Origin of the sequence: Methanococcoides alaskense (genome assembly GCF_027594145.1) — an archaeon.
In the GTDB taxonomy this organism is placed as follows: domain Archaea; phylum Halobacteriota; class Methanosarcinia; order Methanosarcinales; family Methanosarcinaceae; genus Methanococcoides; species Methanococcoides alaskense.
In genome coordinates this window covers 74,928-92,202 of sequence record NZ_JAQFFK010000001.1, presented here as the reverse complement: position 1 = coordinate 92,202, position 17,275 = coordinate 74,928, and the positions used below count along the sequence as shown (strand labels likewise).

General features: G+C 43.9%; 17 protein-coding genes and 1 tRNA gene. 8 read left to right on the top strand and 10 right to left on the bottom strand.

What is annotated here, in order from left to right; translation table 11 throughout:
* Nucleotides 1-2: 2 nt before the first annotated feature.
* Both PBV53_RS00490 and PBV53_RS00485 read right to left on the bottom strand, forming a co-directional pair.
* Nucleotides 3-545 carry a pyruvate ferredoxin oxidoreductase subunit gamma gene (locus PBV53_RS00490; RefSeq protein WP_270095249.1) on the bottom strand — a complete coding sequence of 181 codons (543 nt, stop codon included), beginning with the start codon at nt 543-545 and terminating at the stop codon, nt 3-5.
* Nucleotides 546-882: 337 nt separating this feature from the next.
* Nucleotides 883-1,839 (bottom strand): tRNA dihydrouridine synthase, encoded by a 957-nt coding sequence (locus PBV53_RS00485; RefSeq protein ID WP_270095248.1) that lies wholly within the window; start codon nt 1,837-1,839, stop codon nt 883-885.
* Between the two features lie 136 nt (nt 1,840-1,975).
* Here PBV53_RS00485 and PBV53_RS00480 point away from each other — a divergent pair, with 136 nt between their 5' ends.
* From PBV53_RS00480 to PBV53_RS00470, 3 genes are read left to right on the top strand one after another with little or no spacing between them, the layout of a single operon-like run.
* Nucleotides 1,976-2,515 carry a dephospho-CoA kinase gene (locus PBV53_RS00480; protein ID WP_270095745.1) on the top strand — a complete coding sequence of 180 codons (540 nt, stop codon included), beginning with the start codon at nt 1,976-1,978 and terminating at the stop codon, nt 2,513-2,515.
* The gene (locus PBV53_RS00475; protein ID WP_270095247.1) at nt 2,512-2,952 is read left to right on the top strand and encodes an RNA-binding domain-containing protein; all 441 of its coding nucleotides are present in this window, start codon (nt 2,512-2,514) and stop codon (nt 2,950-2,952) included. Before PBV53_RS00480 ends, PBV53_RS00475 begins: the two co-directional genes overlap by 4 nt.
* A gap of 9 nt (nt 2,953-2,961) precedes the next feature.
* Nucleotides 2,962-3,735 carry a sugar phosphate isomerase/epimerase family protein gene (locus PBV53_RS00470; protein ID WP_270095246.1) on the top strand — a complete coding sequence of 258 codons (774 nt, stop codon included), beginning with the start codon at nt 2,962-2,964 and terminating at the stop codon, nt 3,733-3,735.
* A gap of 65 nt (nt 3,736-3,800) precedes the next feature.
* Here PBV53_RS00470 and PBV53_RS00465 read toward each other — a convergent pair whose 3' ends face one another.
* From PBV53_RS00465 to PBV53_RS00450, 4 genes are all read right to left on the bottom strand, one after another.
* Complete coding sequence (locus tag PBV53_RS00465) at nt 3,801-3,971, bottom strand: ribbon-helix-helix domain-containing protein (RefSeq protein WP_270095245.1); 171 nt, start codon at nt 3,969-3,971, stop codon at nt 3,801-3,803.
* 174 nt (nt 3,972-4,145) lie between these two features.
* A tRNA-Lys gene (locus PBV53_RS00460) sits at nt 4,146-4,219 on the bottom strand.
* 72 nt (nt 4,220-4,291) lie between these two features.
* Entirely contained in the window at nt 4,292-6,109 is a 1,818-nt protein-coding gene (locus tag PBV53_RS00455; RefSeq protein WP_270095244.1) for an ATP-binding protein, read from the bottom strand.
* On the bottom strand, nt 6,102-7,364 hold the full coding sequence (locus PBV53_RS00450; protein ID WP_270095243.1) for a DNA double-strand break repair nuclease NurA: 1,263 nt from the start codon (nt 7,362-7,364) through the stop codon (nt 6,102-6,104). Before PBV53_RS00450 ends, PBV53_RS00455 begins: the two co-directional genes overlap by 8 nt.
* Nucleotides 7,365-7,630: 266 nt before the next feature.
* Here PBV53_RS00450 and PBV53_RS00445 point away from each other — a divergent pair, with 266 nt between their 5' ends.
* Together PBV53_RS00445 and thsA are read left to right on the top strand one after the other, a co-directional pair.
* A complete protein-coding gene (locus tag PBV53_RS00445) occupies nt 7,631-7,804 on the top strand; it encodes a DUF5350 domain-containing protein (protein WP_270095242.1) in 174 nt (57 codons plus the stop codon).
* Between the two features lie 299 nt (nt 7,805-8,103).
* Nucleotides 8,104-9,732, top strand: coding sequence for a thermosome subunit alpha (gene thsA, locus PBV53_RS00440; protein WP_270095241.1), 1,629 nt, complete (start codon nt 8,104-8,106; stop codon nt 9,730-9,732).
* Nucleotides 9,733-9,876: 144 nt separating this feature from the next.
* Here the strand turns inward: thsA and PBV53_RS00435 are convergent, their stop codons facing one another.
* Genes PBV53_RS00435 through PBV53_RS00425 form a run of 3 tightly spaced genes read right to left on the bottom strand, consistent with a single transcriptional unit; the run spans nt 9,877 to nt 12,370 of the window.
* The gene (locus PBV53_RS00435; RefSeq protein WP_270095240.1) at nt 9,877-10,662 is read right to left on the bottom strand and encodes an exodeoxyribonuclease III; all 786 of its coding nucleotides are present in this window, start codon (nt 10,660-10,662) and stop codon (nt 9,877-9,879) included.
* A complete protein-coding gene (locus PBV53_RS00430) occupies nt 10,663-11,265 on the bottom strand; it encodes a TOBE domain-containing protein (protein ID WP_333482258.1) in 603 nt (200 codons plus the stop codon).
* Nucleotides 11,258-12,370: an ORC1-type DNA replication protein gene (locus tag PBV53_RS00425; RefSeq protein ID WP_270095239.1), complete on the bottom strand. Its 1,113-nt coding sequence runs from the start codon at nt 12,368-12,370 to the stop codon at nt 11,258-11,260. The genes PBV53_RS00430 and PBV53_RS00425 overlap by 8 nt, the downstream gene beginning before the upstream one ends.
* Nucleotides 12,371-12,570: 200 nt before the next feature.
* Between PBV53_RS00425 and PBV53_RS00420 the strand changes: the two genes are divergently transcribed.
* From PBV53_RS00420 to PBV53_RS00410, 3 genes are all read left to right on the top strand, one after another.
* Nucleotides 12,571-12,894: a DUF134 domain-containing protein gene (locus PBV53_RS00420; protein ID WP_374708522.1), complete on the top strand. Its 324-nt coding sequence runs from the start codon at nt 12,571-12,573 to the stop codon at nt 12,892-12,894.
* Nucleotides 12,895-12,932: 38 nt separating this feature from the next.
* Nucleotides 12,933-13,769 (top strand): Mrp/NBP35 family ATP-binding protein, encoded by an 837-nt coding sequence (locus PBV53_RS00415; protein ID WP_270095237.1) that lies wholly within the window; start codon nt 12,933-12,935, stop codon nt 13,767-13,769.
* 210 nt (nt 13,770-13,979) lie between these two features.
* Complete coding sequence (locus PBV53_RS00410; protein WP_270095236.1) at nt 13,980-14,684, top strand: prenyltransferase/squalene oxidase repeat-containing protein; 705 nt, start codon at nt 13,980-13,982, stop codon at nt 14,682-14,684.
* Here the strand turns inward: PBV53_RS00410 and PBV53_RS00405 are convergent.
* Entirely contained in the window at nt 14,656-17,187 is a 2,532-nt protein-coding gene (locus PBV53_RS00405; protein WP_270095235.1) for a PAS domain S-box protein, read from the bottom strand. The two genes, PBV53_RS00410 and PBV53_RS00405, sit on opposite strands and share 29 nt — an antisense overlap.
* Nucleotides 17,188-17,275: the final 88 nt, after the last annotated feature.

The window sequence follows — 17,275 nt, the reverse complement described above, 5'->3', positions numbered from 1 at the left end:
AGTTAAGCCTCCGTCATCATATCGTAAGCTTTCTGGATAGCCTCTGCGTTCTTTTCACCGACTTTACCCGGGAAACGCTCCTTAACAGCATCCTTAATGGATTCCGGATCGATAAGACCGGAAGCACCGGCGAAAGCACCTAAAAGAACAGTGTTAACAATAGGTCTGCCGATGATGTCAAGAGCGATCTTCGTAGCGTTGACGGTCATGATCTTTGCATTTGTGTTAAGATCGAAATGTTCCGGCTCAAAGTCACTGTTAATAAGAATAACACCATCATCTTTTGCACCGCTCTCTACACTGACCACTTCAAGAAGGGTCGGGTCCTGAACGATAACATAGTCTGGCTCGTATACCTGTGCCCTTAGCCTGATTGGGTCGTCATTGATCCTGGTGAATGCCTGAACAGGTGCACCACGGCGCTCGACACCAAATGCTGGAAAAGCCTGGCTGAACTTTCCATCAGCGAAAGCTGCAACCGCAAGCAATTCAGCAGCAGTAACGGAGCCCTGTCCACCCCTACCGTGTATTCGTATTTCTTTCATGTATTATTCTCCTATGACAGTGCGTGTATAATTGTACGATAATAGCAGTCAGAGTGTTTTTCAGATGGTAACGCATTGATAGCCAAGAGGGATCGGCAAAAAAGTTACCACCGTGGAGGTGACTGTTCCTCCACATACATCAACTGCCAAAAATATAGATGGTAGTCTAAATGCAACGTTTAATTGTGTACAATCCTAATCTTATTTAGTCTTTTGGTGAATTGATCGAACAAAGTTCTCAAAAAAATCACTCATATTTGCTCAAAAACAAACTGCAAAGACCATGTTAGACAATAACACGTATATACATGGGAATAATATAAAAATAAACCAAATATCACACAAATTCTTTTTCACACATATTCTGAACAAATTCTACAATGGAATCTCGTGAATCCGCATATCCGATCTCGGAACGCATCCTTCGACTTCCCTTCAACCCCCTTGTGAACCACTGGACATGTGCTTTCAAATTAATATGCGAGGACAGGTCGAACTTTTCCAGAAGATCGAGATATTCCAGAAGGTCATCTCTTTTCTGCTCACATCCACACTCGAGAACCTCACCATCATCCAAATATCGTGATATACGATGGAACACGTGAGGGTCACCCATTGCAGCCCTGCCTATCATCAATCCGTCACATCCTGTATATTCCAGCACCTTTTCAGCGGACACCCCATCCCTTATATCGCCATTGGATATCACCGGAATGGAAAGCTCTTCTTTGATAAGCTTTGCATAACTATGGTCAGCAGTCCCGCTATAACCCTGTTCGCGGGTCCTCCCGTGGACAGTGATACCACAAACCCCTGCATCCTCAAGCCTGTGTGCGATATCAAGAGTGGCTGCAGGGCTTTCCAGTACACGTATCTTTGCGGTTACAGGAGTATCCAACCCTTCACAAAGAGTTGAGAGTATATCGCTAACACGTTCAGGAGAATCAAGCAATGCAGAACCACACCCTGCATTAGTGATCACCGGAGCCGGACATCCAAGATTGATATCTATTATAGCCGGATGGAACAGGTCTTCGAGAACAAGTGCAGCTTCCGTGACCACGTCCGGAGAATTGCCGAACAACTGCACAGCGAAAGGACGCTCTTCATCACATGTCATCCCACGCAGAACGGAACTGTCATTTCCATGCACAACAGCTTCCGAACTTATCATTTCGGAAAAACAAAGGGATGCACCATATTTCTTACACATGAGACGAAATGCAAGATTAGTCACCTCAGCCAATGGTGCAAGCAAAAGGTCTCCGGGAAGGTCAACTCTGCCAAGTCTCATGTTCAGTTCACACAAAGACATACTGATATATAAAATCAAATACTTGACAGTTCCATTCACCCTAAGTATACTATAATCCATACAAATGTAGTATAATAAGAGAACTACACGTATAACCATTGCAGGAAGTGCTAAAATAAAGATCATAGCTTTTGTAGGAATGCCAGCATCAGGAAAATCCGTAGCATCCGAAGTAATAGTCGATTCAAATGTCGATGTTGTTAACATGGGCAATGTCATACGCGAAGAAGTGAAAAAGAGAGGACTTGAACCGAACGATAGTAATACAGGCGGTGTTGCGAACGACCTTAGAGCAAAGGAAGGAATGGATGCAGTTGCCAAACGCTGCGTTCCAATGATAGAGGCCCTGGGCAAAGAACTTGTTGTGGTTGACGGAGTAAGAGGCATTGCAGAAGTGGTTTTCTTCAAGGAACACTTCGGAGAGGACTTTACCCTTGTTTTCATCGATGCACCTCTGGAATTGCGGTTTGAAAGAGTTACAAGTCGTGGAAGAAGCGATGACATGACCGATATCGAAGCCCTGAAGCAAAGGGATGAGCGCGAACTTGGATGGGGACTTGCAGAAGCTATCAAAGTAGCCAATGTCACAGTTGATAACATAGGCACCATCGAAGAGTTCAAAGAGAAGATAAATACGATCCTGGAGCAAGCATGATAAACGTCAGGTTAAGTGTTATTGTCAATCCTACAGAAGATCAGGACAAAGTAGCCAGAGCTGCCGGGAACATGTTCCCGGAAATAGAGCTCGAGATGCATGAGAGGAAATATGGCAATTTCCTTGAAGGAGAAGGAGATATCAATTCACTGAAGAACATATACGCTCTTTTCAGAACAGAGAGGATCATTGACACCGCTCGTACCCAGTTACAGAAGAACAGATGGGGAGAGCCTGAAAAGACCTTCTTTATGATCAACAAGCAAGTTGCTACCATCGGAAGACTGAACTTTCCGCCAAAGGAAGAAACCCTCGGCTCCATGCAGATCGAGATAAATGCCGATAATGAAGAAGCAATGGACATTCTCATGGAGTGGCTGACACCACCTACCGAAGATGGAGTTCCCCTCTTTGAGCCGGACATGCCAGAGCTATAAGGTGTTGGCATGAACATCGACAATCTGAGCTTTTCCTCAAATTCCGTCCTTAGCGACCCTTTCGAGTGGGTATATGAGCTAGAAGAGATCGGATATACCGGATGGGAGATGGTTCAGGAAGGAAGCCAGTGCATAACCAGTGAGAACCGGCATAGGATAGAGGAAGTCCTCGAGACGACCAACCTGTACCTCACAATGCATATGCCGTTCTCTGACATGAACATAGCAGGGCTTAATCCTGGCATACATGCCGAGGTGCTCAGGCAGATGAAAAATTACCTGACCCTTGCCTCTGACCTTGTTGAGATCGCAGTAGTTCACCCCGGATATATGTCCCCCTATGGTGGAAAGATACCTGAGAAGGCGTGGGAGATGAACATAAGGTCCATACAGGAACTATGTGATACTGCTGATGAATATGGGATATCCATGGCTGTTGAGAACATGCCAGACTTCCCCAAGATATTCGGCAAGGAACCCGAAGAGATGCTCAGGATGCTTTCAGATATCGACAGGGATAATGTAGGAATGACACTGGATGTCGGGCATGCCAATACCACTGCAATGCTCGAAGGATTCCTGGATAAATGCATCAATAAGATAATTCATGTCCATATCCATGACAACATGGGAAAAAGGGACGAACATCTGCCCACAGGCAGTGGAACTGTCAACTGGGAATATGTGAAAAAGGGATTGGAAAAGTATAAGGGAAGAATGGTGACCGAACTGAGCGATCTCGAGGAAGGAAGAAAGAGCATTGAGTTTCTAAAGCAGCTCTGAAACTGTTATGATCAGTGAACTTGGATCCCAACCACAGATGTCTATAACTATTCAGATGATCGGCTTCAATCATCCATCCTGCCGTGTCGCCTGTCGATATCATCCATCATATCCAGCATCTTCCTGATAGCTGTACGGATGGCATCGGACTGGTTCACGAACTTTTTATCATCGCCAACGTGCTTGTTAAGATCGGCAAGCAATTCCCGGGGGATGTCAACACTTACTTTTGGCATTGTTCTCACCTTAGTTGAAAAGAATTCAAAGGAATTTCGTTCTACATAAACAACGATATATTATAACAATATGCCATAACGGGATGTAACAACTATACGTATTGGTAATTGTAATATGAAAAATGATGACTATAACTTTATGGAACAAAGATAAAAAAACCCACATGAATTAAGCGGGCCGGAAGGGATTTGAACCCTCGGCCGATGGATTAAGAGTCCATCGCTCTGCCTGACTAAGCTACCGGCCCACAGTATGTGTGAGTAGCTCCCCCTACGTATTACCTGTATATATATATATCGGAGTTGAGGAGATAATCCCCTCAAACGTGCTTCACAACACAACTTGAAAGGCCAATTATCTCCACAATATCACTGTTATCCGGACTCTGTATGATCATTTGCCCTTTTTTGAGGTAAGGGATACGCGCCTCATACTCTTTCTTCACTTTCATGGCACTTATCGCAGCATCATTGGAAAGGTTCAGTATAACCCTGGAATTTATCTGCTTGAACACGGTATCATCGATATCCTGAGGGTCCTGTGTGATAAGGAACAAACCGAGTCCCTCTTTACGCCCCTGACGGGCAGCATCTGCGAACTTGGATATTATGCGTTTTGAATGTTCCCCCGAGCCTCTTGCAAGATAACGGTGAGCTTCATCCAGCACAAGTATCAGAGGAGTTTCCTTTACCACCGTATCACCCGATGTGTTCAATTTGTTATCCACAGCTACGGTCATAAGGGTCAAGGTGATGAGATCACGTATCCTCGTACTGGAGATATATTCCGTAGGGAAGACGCATACCTGCCCCTCTTTGAAGATATCAGCAAGCATTTCGGTTATAGGAGTTGCTGGCTGGTCGAACACTCTTTTGAACGAATTGTTCTTTACCTTCCTGACAAGACCGTCATAGGAGGCTTCATGCACCTTACCATTATCAACATAACTGCCTCTGACCCCCTCATCACTGACATGGTCGATGAAACCACCATAGGTATGTGCACCCGGCCTTTTGAAGAAATCCTCAAGCAACAGTTCCAGTCCGATGTTCTGTAGCTCTGTGAGTCCGGCAGCAGCTATGAGCCAGGAATTGTTCCTCACCATCTCGAAAGGAATGGTGAATTCCACTTGCTGTGCACGGGACCTGCCATTGTATGAATGCCCATCCACCTTAGCTACGAAGGTCTTTGTGGAGGGAACGCCACCAAACTCCACGTCCTCGGAGTGCATGTTGTGCTCATCCGAAGAGGTTATTTCAGGATTGTCCTCAAGGAACTGTGAATATTCATCCTGCGGGTCCATTATCACCACACATGGACGCAGCTTCTTCTTGCTGCCGTCACCGGTATCGCGGACATTATATCGGTTATCCGGGCTCATGAACTGGCGCAGGATGTTCTTTGTAAGGAATGTCTTTCCGGTACCTGTACTGCCACAAACGAGCATATGCCTGAATATCAATGGGTCGCCCATTGAGTAGTCGTTCCGGAGATAGTAAGGCACTGTAGGAGGGGAAGCCAAGGTTCGCACGACCTCACCACCGACACTCAAGTGGCCGAGGAATATACCTTCCCTGGGAATGTTCAGACCGGTCTGTATCTTCAATTTTTCCGTCACAGGCAGAATCGGTGTGTTAGGACGCGGTATGCGGTCTGCCATGCGTCGTGTCAATGAATCTTCATTTCCCGGAGACTGTTCGTATAGTATACAGATAGGTTCAAGGTATGCAAGGAACTTGTAGTCCAGTTCTGCCGTGGTATTGCTTTTGAGCATACGGCGTGAATGTATCTCTGTTGCATCATCCACTTCGAACTGCTGTTGATATTGAAGCTTCCATATTCTTGCAAAAAGATTCTCATCCCCATATGGAACGATCACGTATGTCCCCAGACGCACAACATTTCTGTGGGAAGTGGTGATGTAGCCGGCGATCTTTGAGCCCGATTCGGTGACTTCGAGAGGTTCGAAACCTGTGGTCACGATACCGAAAGCAGCATCTACGTCACTTGTATCATGCGTTACTTCAACACTATATTCCTCGAAGTCGAAATTACCGGTCAGCTCCGGTGCATCCTGTGCATCCGCTCCAATGCTACTGCTCTTCGCATAGGCCAGCAGGTCTGAATTATCATTCATCTGTTATGTCACCCCATCTCTCTATATTATAAGTATTGTCGAACTGTTGCCCTTTGAACATACCCTTCACTAGCTCCTTTTCCGACCGCCCGATCTTCGCAAGGGAATCTACCTTCGAGAGAGTTGTCGGAATGCCATTGACCGAAATATCAAAGAGAACTTTACGGGTTATAAGGTCCCGTACAGACTCATCTTTCGTGAAACCGTAGGGAGCCTCTACTTTGAAAAGGACATCAAGCATTGGAACATATATCACAAAGAAAGTTATAGCGTAATCCTCCGGGTCGTGATCATGGCGAAGGTCGATGTCCAACATCGGAGATGTACTTTTTATCATGCCCTCATAGAATTGATTAGGTTGTAGGAACCAGTTGGTATAGGTTATCCAACGACCGTTTCGTCCATTATCGCTTTTTCCGAGGGACAGAACATTCTTAAAGAACTGAGAATCCCTGAGCCAGGGAAGGTGTTTCATTCCTTTTTTGTCCCTGAGCGTTATCATTATCTGCATGTCCTCGGGATTTTTTACAAACCCGATAAGAGGCATGCCTTTTTTCATGTGATGGTCCATGATATCAATGTAGTTCTGGAGGATCTTCTTTGCGACAGGGTCCTCTTTTATCCTCACTTCATTTGATTCCACAACCATCCAGTACATTAACTGTTTAGGATATATCGGGCCATCCATTATGAAGAAGCCCTTGCTGTCAAAACCATCCATCATCCAGAGAATATGCTCCGATTCACAGAGATATAGTGCAACGTTGTGTACCATACGATCCACCCTTGTTTTGAGCAGGTCTGCCCCTATTCGGACTATCTTTGAACGTCCCTGACCCTCATCAAAAGTATCCCATCCGGAAGTCGTGTCGATGGTCACAAGAGGGCTTGGCGAATATGTTGCCGCTACGATGGTTCTTTTGGAATGCAATTCGAGGTCCGAAGGCGTCGATGCAATTCCACCATGGCAGATGTCCACATAAAGCCCGCTTCTAAATGCCATGGGGTTCGTGCTGCCACTATCACAGGAATAGGTTATATCGAACGGGTCATTTGTAAGGGACATGTTATCGATGTTCACTTTTGAACGGAACGTTTTTCCAAGTGATCTAAGTATCAACTTCCCATCATGTTCCAGTTCATTGAGCATATTTAAAAGATCGGGAAGCTCTTCAGTGCTATCATCTTCTGCGGACATCCCTATGCGATCTGCCATTTCCGACATGATCTTTATGTGAACCGGTTCAAGGGTCATGGAATGTAGATGAACAGGAACATAGATATATTTGTTTATTCTGTTATAGAATACAAATATATGGCAATATGACACTAATTGATGTCAGAACACAATACAAAAGTCCCGTAAAGTTTAACTATAAACATTACATCTAAAGGGAACCTATAGCATTGAGTTTACCGGTCACATTTGTATATTTGTGACCATTAATACAATAATGGACATCCAGAGGCACTGAGTGCCTCAAACATATATTAATAATAAAATCATAATGAGGAATGATAATGGGTAAAACAGGTAGCATAAATTGGGTTAAGGTAAAAGGAAGGAAAGGAAAAATAATCAAAGTGCAGAGAGCTTTCGGAGCAAAAGCACACCCAGGGCCAGCACAGAGATTCACCTCCAGCGGTGCTAAGAGAAGGTTCCTTAAGAGATCACCAAAATCAATTGTAAACTGATCTTACTATTTTAGAGGACTGCATTGCAGTCCTTTACAATATAGTTCCCTAAATGGGGCTAAACTTTTTTTGACCGGAAAGATTCCGATTATCGCATTTCTATTAGCAGCTGCTTTGCAGCATTAGCAGTAGTCAGACCACAGATAGAGAACACTCTGGCAATATATCCGAAGGAAGTTTCTTAAAGTTATCATAGATCACAGAGTCAGTAAGCTTTATATAGAACTACAAACATGTAAAAACGACCTGTATTCCAGGGAATTATATTGATCTATGTTTAATATAGGAGGTTAAAACACATGGCAGGACAGATGTCAGGACAGCCTATCTTCATTTTAAGAGAAGGTAACCAGAGAACAAGAGGCAGAGATGCCCAGAGCAACAACATTATGGCTGCAAAGGCAGTCGCTGAGGCAGTAAGAACAACACTTGGTCCAAAAGGTATGGACAAGATGCTTGTCGACTCCCTTGGAGATGTAGTTATCACAAACGATGGCGCAACTATCCTTAAGGAAATGGATATCGAGCACCCAGCAGCAAAGATGATCGTAGAGGTCGCTAAAACACAGGACGATGAAGTCGGAGACGGAACAACTACCGCCGCTGTCATTACCGGTGAGCTCCTCAAGAAAGCAGAAGAGATGATCGAGCAGGATGTACATCCAACAATCATCGCAGCTGGTTACAGAATGGCTTCAGTAAAGGCAGGAGAGATCCTCAAGGCCCTTGCAAAGAAGGTAACCATCGACAACAAGGATATCCTTACCAGCATTTCCGACACAGCAATGACCGGAAAGGGCGCAGAGGCAACAAAGGACGTACTCTCAAAGATCGCTGTTGACGCGATCGTAAGCATCGTTGACAGAGACAATGGAAACACTGTCGAGATCGAGAATGTCAAGGTAGAGAAGAAGGTCGGCGGACGTATCGATGACTCCGAGCTTATCGAAGGAATGATCCTTGATAAAGAAAGGGTACACGCTAACATGCCAAAGAAGGTAGAAGGCGCAAAGATCGCACTCCTCAACAGTGCTATCGAGCTCAAGGAAACAGAGGTTGACGCTGAGATCTCTATCACATCTCCAGAACAGCTCCAGTCATTCCTCGACCAGGAAGAATCAATGCTCAAGAGCCTTGTTACCAGTATTACAAAGACCGGTGCAAACGTTGTATTCTGCCAGAAAGGTATCGATGATATGGCACAGCACTACCTTGCAAAGGAAGGTATCTTTGCAGTAAGGCGTGTCAAGAAGAGCGATATGGAGAAACTTGTACGCTCCACCAGTGCTAAGCTCGTAACCAACATCGAAGAGATGACAGCAGAAGACCTTGGTGCAGCAGAACTTGTGGAAGAGAAGAAGATCGGCGGCGACAGCATGACCTTCATCACAGGCTGTGTCAATCCAAAGTCAGTATCCATCCTCCTTCGTGGCGGTACAGAGCACGTTATCGACAACATCGAGAGAGCACTCACCGATGCACTTCGTGTAGTCGCTGTAGCTATCGAAGATGAAGAGCTTGTTGCTGGCGGCGGAGCACCTGAAGTTGAGGTTGCGCTCAGACTCAACGAGTATGCATCAACCCTTAGCGGAAGAGAGCAGCTTGCAGTCAAAGCATTCGCAGAAGCACTTGAGGTAGTTCCAAGAACACTTGCAGAGAACGCAGGTCTTGACCCCATAGACATGCTCGTAGAACTTCGCGCACACCACGAGAGAGGCATAAAGACCGCTGGTCTTAATGTTTACTCCGGCACTGTCATTGACATGTGGGAAGAAGGCGTTGTAGAGCCACTCAGGGTAAAGACCCAGGCGATCAACTCAGGTACAGAAGCAGCAGTAATGATCCTCAGGATCGACGACATCATTGCATCATCCAGAGCACCACCAATGCCAGACGGCGGTATGGGCGGAATGCCTCCAATGATGTAAGTTCAATAGAACAATAACATATCAGGGCGTATTTTACGCCCTTACCTACTTTTTTTTATTAATACAAAGCTGAGCAAGTAGCTGTAGCTTTATATTTCCAATAAAGCAAAGAAAAACAGATAAAAAACGTAAATTGGAAACAGTTTATAGAATATATCCAGTTTCCAACTCGATCCCAATGGGACAGTGGTCCGAACCCATCACATCAGACAGAATATAAGCAGACCTTATCCTATCCCTCAGGCCTCCGCTAGCAAAGAAATAATCGATCCTCCAACCAACATTCCTATCCCTTGCCCGGGTCTTCATGTCCCACCAGGTATAATTTCCAGGGCCCTGCTCGAACATACGTAAGGTATCAAGATAGCCATGATCCAGGAATGTATCGATCCACTCCCTCTCCTGCGGAAGAAAACCCGATGACCTCTCGTTCTGTTTAGGGCGTGCGAGATCGATCTCCTTGTGAGCAGTGTTCACATCCCCACAAACGATTACGTTCTTACCGGTATCTTTCATTGAATCGGCAACTTCCATGAACGCAGTATAGAAATCCATCTTATATTCCAATCGTTCATCCGAAGCCTTTCCATTTGGAAAATATATATTGAACAAAACAAAATCCTCGAACTCTGCAATGAGGGTCCTTCCTTCCCTATCGAACCGTGGAACTCCAAGCCCATACTTTACCTCGAGCGGCGGGACCTTAGTATAGATCCCAACACCACTGTAGCCCTTTCGTTCAGCAGAGAAAAAATAAGGCACATAGCCATGAATATGCCTCAGCTCTTTTGGCAATTGTGTTTCTGTAGCCTTAGTCTCCTGAAGACAGAGAATATCCGGCTGTGTGGATTCCATCCATTCGACAAAGCCTTTCTTTAACATTGACCTCAGGCCATTCACATTCCATGAAAGAATATCTATAGAAGCCATTTACTCGCCCCCATCTACCGTTCCACTTTTCATTCCAGCCTTGCCATCCGCTTTTGCCAGAACTACTTCCGTGGACTTTATAATTGCAAATACCTCATCGCCTTCCTGAACATCGAGTCTATCCAGCATATCGGAAGTGATGATAGATGTCAGAACTTCAGGATCTATCTCGATCCTCACTTTAGAAATGAGATCCCCTTTCTCAATATAGACAACCCGTCCAGACAACTTGTTGTGTGCAGACAATTTGAAAGAGATGTTTTCCAGAGAAGTTTCATCCCCAAAGGTCATATCAAGAAAGGACCTGCTTTCCTCATACTCACCAATGAGCTGTTTCCCGTAATCGGTCAGAAAGGTTCCCTGCCCTTTACCACCCCTTACAGTGGTCACCACTTCATGCCCAACGCGCTCGTTCATTTTTTTAAGGATCAGCCATGCATGTTTGTAGGACATGCCAAGTGTTGAGCATGCCTTCCTTAATGAACGCTCTTCATCAATGGCCTTTAGGAGTTTTACCTTCCCAGCACCAATGATAGGTTTTCCATCTTCGGTCAGCCAGACCTTAGTTCTCATTTCCAGAAACAACATCCCCCTTTCACTCAAGGCACTTAAGAATATCTTCCGGCTGATATCTTGGTTTTATTATACGGGTCCTGCCACGCATACCCTTACCGGAAAAATCAGCATCCACATACCGTGCTTCACTAAGCTTATTGACCATATCATAAAAACGTGTGTACCCAAGATCGGTCTTTTCGTGGAAAAGTTTGTAAAGGTCACCTGTCTGCACATCCCGGATCTCTGCTATCAGGCAGAGCAATGTCCTCTCATCCTGTGTGAGGGACTGAATACTTCTGCGAAGATGCAGTAATCTGGAGGTCTCATAAGCCCTTTCCACATCTTCGACCAGGATGGTCTTGCTTGCACGCCTCTCGGCATTCAGGCCAGCACGCTTCAAAAGATCGATGCCCACACGCAGATCCCCTGAAAGATCGACATATTCAACTATCGCATCCCTCACATCATCCAGCATCACATTAGGATAGAATGCGAGATCTATTCTGCCCCCGATAATATCCTGAAGTTCACTGTAATTGTACCGGGGGAAAGCTATCTCTTCAGGAAGAAAAACGGAATTGACCTTAGGGTCGAACTGATAGAGCTTCCCCGTATCACTCACAATTGCAATGACACCTACTTTTGCTCCCGGATATTGTTCATGTGCCCTGAGAAGGGAATACATGACCTCATCCGCATGCCCTTCATGATAGAGATAATTGATATCATCAAGACAAAGCACAAGCGTCTTTTCCTTCTCGATAAGATAGTTCATCACCTTTTCGAAAAGTTTAATGAAAGCAACACCAGAAGACGGAGGGGACACGTTAAAGAGACCTTGGTATACCCTCGTGATCACAGCAAATTTCGTAGAATCCATCTGGCAGTTCACTTTGATGAATACAATATCATCCGAATGCTTTTTCATCTCTTTAAAGACCTTCAACACAGTTGTGGTCTTTCCAGTACCAGGAGGACCACTTATCAAACTGTTTATCGGACGCATGCCACGAAGGGCCGGACGCAGACTGTACATCAGAGACTGCATCTGCGACTCACGGTGTGAAAAATGGTCGGGAAGGTAATCAAGTTCAAGCACATTCCCATCCTTGAACAAAGTCTCATCCCACATCAACATATCCTTACCCATGTACAGTATCTCCTAAAATTAAAGTTCTAATATATTAACTGTGAAAATACATAATAGCCTTTTGCCTCTCCGGGATAAAAACGTTCATTCAAACTCTGAAAATTGACCAAATATCAATGTTTTTAAACGTATGTGAAGAAATATAAAAAGCTTTTGGGAATTTATTATATAGAAGTTAGAAGATGGGAATACAAGATGTTATGACATGCAGAGGAAGACCAAAAAACCCTAGAAGAGTGGAATGTAACCCCGATATACTCTATTTCAAACCAAGAGGAGTAAAACTTATTGAACTGGAAGTAGTTTCTCTTGCATTAGAAGAGCTGGAAGCCCTGAGGCTAGTAGATCTTGAAGACTTGCAACAACAGGAAGCAGCAACAAAAATGGGGATCTCAAGGCGTGCATTCTGGGAAGACCTGAAAAATGCAAGGAAAAAGATCGCACTGGCATTGACCACAGGTAAAGCTATTGAGATAAAGGGCGGAAACTATGTCGACATCAACAACCAGAAACGGTCAGAATAACCTATAACAGGAACAACATTATCACAAGGAGAATGAAAATGTCATCCAATATCCAATCATCAGAAAGTCTACTAAATGCCAAGCCTGAGGAACCAAAGCTCGTTACCAACCTCAGAGGGATCAAGAATAAGATAATGGTAATGAGCGGAAAAGGAGGCGTTGGAAAAAGCACGGTCTCAGCCAACCTTGCTGCAGCCCTTGCAGAACGCGGATACTCAGTGGGACTCCTTGACAGTGACATTCACGGACCGACCATACCAAAGATGTTCGGTGTGGAGAATGAAAAACCCATGGTCAGTGAAAAAGGTATTGTTCCCGTAAAAGTTAATGATTATCTGAAAATAATGTCAATAGGACTTCTCCTTGACAGCAACGATTCTCCAGTCATCTGGAGAGGACCGGCAAAGATGAGTGCCATCAAGCAGTTCCTTGAAGAAGTGGACTGGGGAGTGCTCGACTACCTTATCATTGACCTTCCGCCTGGAACAGGAGATGAACCACTGAGCATCTCACAACTGATCGGTAACATGACCGGTGCTATTGTGGTCACAACTCCACAGGAAGTAGCCCTCACAAGTGTCCGAAAATCGCTCAATTTCGCCAAAATAATCAAAGTACCAGTAATTGGAATGGTCGAGAACATGAGCGGAATCGTCTGCCCACACTGTAATGAGAAGATATATGTGTTCGGCTCAGGCGGAGTTGCAAAAGCAGCCGAGGACTTTGGTGTGAAAGTGCTTGGTACATTACCCATCGAGACAGAAGTTGCAGCTGCCGGAGACAGCGGACACGTACACATTGATATCAAGAGCGATTCAGAATGGTACATCCACTTTAACAAGGTCGTAGACGCTGTGGAAGAGTTTGTTAAATGATATTAAGAAGACATGTACTTTGTAAAACGAGTGCATGTCATCAATTTCTTTCTTTATTTCTTTTATTCAACCATTCTTTTGACCACGATCCCCATCTCCATTAATCTCCATCATATACTTATTCTATACCATCCGATCACCAAAATATATATCACAACATAAACTTCCAGAGTAAAAACACTAAATAACGATGTAGACATCTTTTAGCACATGGAAGGGATGATACAAGATGCATTTGGGTGGATAAGAGAACAGGAGATATCCACTGCAAAGGAATTATCACGCCTCATTACTGCATTCAAACTATGGGGTGTGGAAAATGAATTTCCTACAAAACTTATCCAGCTTAAAAGTAAAAACAACTGGGACAATTCAATAAGAGAGACTGCAAGAGCTTGTTCCAGCCTTGCATCTTCCAACTTCGACCTTGAGAAATATGGGCAATGGTTGCTTTCAAAAAGGGAGAACAACGGTTCATGGGAGAACAATGTTTACGACACAACCTATGCATTAATAGCCCTTGCAGAGATGGGCATCCCTGAAATGAAAGGGTGCAAGTGGCTTGTTGAGAACTATGGTGAAAAATGGGAACATGTAGGCACTACATCCCTTATCATCACCACTCTTGTAAAGCAGGAAGATCTGACAAAAGAGAAGCCTTTCACTGACTTTATAGAAGAACGTGTCAAATGGATCTTGTCGGAGAGAGATGAAGACGGTGGTTGGAAATTCATCTCGACCAGCAATCTGGTAATACAGGCATTGGCTATTGTCGGTTTGAAAGAAGAACTTGACACATCGCTCAAATGGCTAATGTCCAGACAGAACAGCAATGGTTCATGGGGAAAGAATGATGGAAATATTACTGCAACCGCACTTTCACTTATCACTTTGGGATACGCACATAGACAGTAGTCCCAACAGACTCCTTACTTTCCACATGCACATCCCCACCATGCATATCAGCGAACTGCTTGACAAGTGTAAGACCAAGACCAGCTCCACCATACTGGCGTGAAGAGGAAGCATCCGCCTGATAGAATTGATCGAACAGATGACCCATCTTGTCCTCTGGAATACCAACCCCATTATCCCGAACACATAGTTCCAGCATGTCATCGATTATCTCTGTGTGGATTTTCACATAACCATTTTTGGTCGAAAACTTCAATGAGTTATTCAGGAGGTTGTACAGTATCTGCTTGAACTTTGTCCTGTCAGCAGTGATCATGTCAACTCCATTATTGTGAACCGTGACAGAAACCTGTTTGCTCTTAGCAAAGTCCGACATCGACAACACAACTTCATTTATCGTGGGCGGGACAGAGAACTTCTCATAGGTAAGTCCAAGCTTTCCAGCCTCTATTTTGGAGATGTCAAGGATGTCCTGGATCAGATTGAGCAGATGAGTTCCACTGGAAGAAATATTCTTCATATACTTGGTCTGTTTATCGTTCAACTGACCAAAGTTCTCAGTTAAAAGCACATCCGAAAACCCTATGACAGAATTAAGAGGAGTTCTGAGTTCATGGCTCATGTTAGCAAGAAATTCACTTTTTGTCCGGTTTGCATTTTCAGCCACTTCCATTGCCTGATGAGTGATAAGCTCGGACCTTTTACGTTCAGTTATGTCGATCACGGTGTTCGAGAAATATACAGGTTCGTTGCTATCATCCATGATCACAAAGCAATTCATGAGGGCCGGGAATTCACTGCCATCTTTTCGGACCCTGAGAACTTCATTCATATCATAACCTTTTGAAGCTTTTTGAGGCCCACCTTCACAGACCGCATTATCATTTCGAAGTAAAGAAATATGTGAGTCCATAAGCTCATCAGTATCAAAGCCATGCATTTGTGCAAAGATTTCATTCACATAAATGATCTTGCCAGTGACATCTTTTATGGATACACCATATCCAGCCCCATCAACGATGGTCTTGAAAAGCCGAATTTTCTGGCCCATCTCTTTCTGATCACTTATATCAAAGATGATACCATCAAAGAACATCAACTTCCCATTCTCAAAGATACCCCTGCCTCTTTCGAACACATGATGAACATTACTCTGAGAATCAAGAACACGATACAGGATCGTAAAATAAGGACGTTCTTCTGTAAGGGACCTATCTATGGCATTAGCTACCATTTCAACGTCATCTGGATGGATAAGACTGGCAAAAGTGCGGACTGAACTCCCAATGAGGTCCGATGCAGGATAACCTGTCATCGCAGTTATTTCTTTGCTGATATACTCCATGGTATAATCCGCATCATGTTTGCAACGATATGTTGCACCCGGAATGTTAGCAACCAATGCTTCAAAACGATTTTCTTTTTCCTGAAGCTCTTTTTCTGCATTTTTTCGCTCAGTGATATCGCGGACAATTCCCTGCATGATCTTTGTATCTTCATCGATAACTGAAACGCTTACCTCGACATCAATAATGCTATCATCGGCTTTCTTGAAACGAGATTCAAATCTGGACGAACTGTTTCCAATAACATCATCCAGATGTTCTTTTGCCTCGTATTCAAGACCATCAGGAAGTAGAAACCGAAGATCTTTGGTTTTGAAGACATCCTTTGAATAACCAATGAGTTCACATGCTTTGTTGTTCACATCGAGAATAGTACCATCAAAGGTGTGAATGAAGATCGCATCGTTTGAGTTCTCGAACAAGGACCTGAACCGATTGTTCCTATCAAGCAAAGCATTCCTTGCTTCAACATATGCACTTATGTCCCTTGTCCTACCCTGAATACAGATAGGAAGCTGGTTTTCATTAAGAACAATCTTGCCAGTAATATCAATTGGAAGCAAAGTACCATCTTTGCGGATAAGATATGTTTCAAAAGAAAGAATTTCGCCTTTTTTACACTTTTCATTATTGATAAGGCTAATAACTCTGCCAAATTCTTCCGGTGTAAAAAGCATCGAAAGTTTAGAGCCTATCACTTCATCTACCGAGTACCCTGTAACATCGAGCACTGAACGATTGACATAAGTAAAATACAAAGACATATCCAGTTGCCAGATGACATCGATCGTATTATCAGCAAGGAGACGATACTTTTTTTCACTTTCAACAAGCTTATTATGAGTTGACAGTTGTTCTGTTACATCCTTTATGATCACTATAAGACGGTCTTTGCTTTCAAGAACGAATGTAGCTTCAAGATCATGCAATTCTCCCCCTAACTGAAGTTGATATTGCATATCGCGCATATCGCCTGTGATCATAACGTCTTTGATGCAGCTTTTCGCTTTCTCGGAAACGTCTGAAGGTAAAATATCACTTATGTTCTTGCCCATGAAATATTCAGGCTCTACGAGTAATTGCACGCATTCAGAAGAGTTGTAGCTTAATATGGTCCCATCTGCACTTACATGAAATAATATAAGATTTCTTGTCACCAATGATCCATCCAATATCAATTACTGTTAGAGAACATAGTTAACCACGTATATATCAACATTTAAACCTACATTAGTAGTAGATCAA